Origin of the sequence: Kitasatospora sp. A2-31 (assembly GCF_022288725.1) — a bacterium.
Lineage (GTDB): Bacteria > Actinomycetota > Actinomycetes > Streptomycetales > Streptomycetaceae > Kitasatospora.
The window spans coordinates 1-1079 of the sequence record NZ_JAKNTA010000265.1 but is presented as its reverse complement, the minus strand read 5'-3'; the positions used below and the strand labels follow the sequence as shown (position 1 = coordinate 1079).

Below are 1079 nucleotides of genomic sequence, written 5' to 3'. Positions count from 1 at the left end.
CCCCGCCCCGGCGCTGCGCGGCCCGGCCTCGATCGACGTCGGCAACGCCGGCACCGTCATGCGCTTCCTCCCGCCGCTCGCCGTCCTCGCCGACGGCCCGGTGCACTTCGACGGCGACCCGCGCAGCTACGAGCGCCCCCAGCACGGCGTGATCAACGCCCTGCGCGCGCTCGGCGCCCGGATCGACGACGGCGGCCGCGGCGCGTTCCCGCTCACCGTGCACGGCACCGGCGCGCTGGACGGCGGCCCGGTCGAGCTGGACGCCTCGTCCTCCTCGCAGTTCGTCTCGGCGCTGCTGCTCTCCGGCGCCCGCTACAACAACGGCGTCGAGGTCCGACACGTCGGCGGCCCGGTCCCGTCGCTGCCGCACATCCGGATGACGGTCGAGATGCTGCGCCTGGCCGGCGTCCAGGTCGACGCGCCCGAGGACGGCGGCGAGAAGGACGTCTGGCGGGTCACCCCCGGCGCCCTGATCGGCCGCGACGTGGTCGTCGAGCCCGACCTCTCCAACGCCGCGCCGTTCTTCGCCGCCGCCCTGGTCACCGGCGGCCGCGTCACCGTCCGCGACTGGCCGAAGCACACCACCCAGCCCGGCGACCAGCTGCGCGAGATCTACAGCCGGATGGGCGGCGTCTGCGAGTTCACCGACGAGGGCCTGCAGTTCACCGGCACCGGCCGGATCCACGGCATCGAGGCCGACCTGCACGACGTCGGCGAGCTGACCCCGGTGATCGCCGCGGTCGCGGCGCTGGCCGACTCCGAGTCCCACCTCTACGGCATCGCCCACCTGCGGCTGCACGAGACGGACCGGCTGGCCGCGCTCGCCAAGGAGATCAACGACCTGGGCGGCGACGTCACCGAGACCGAGGACGGTCTGCGGATCCGCCCGCGCCCGCTGCACGGGGGCGTCTTCCACACCTACGAGGACCACCGGCTGGCCACCGCGGCCGCGGTGATCGGCCTGGCCGTCGAGGGCGTCCGGGTCGAGAACGTCGCGACCACCGCCAAGACCCTGCCGGACTTCCCCAAGATGTGGGACGAGCTGCTCACCGGGGCAGTGGCGGGGGGGCGGGGGGGGG

The 1079-nt window shown here is 75.0% G+C and carries 1 protein-coding gene; it reads left to right on the top strand.

All coding sequences use genetic code 11. From position 1 onward, the window contains the following. Positions 1-1079, top strand: a 1079-nt coding sequence (gene aroA, locus MCM47_RS41340; protein WP_238951898.1) for a 3-phosphoshikimate 1-carboxyvinyltransferase, incomplete at both ends; no start/stop codon positions are given.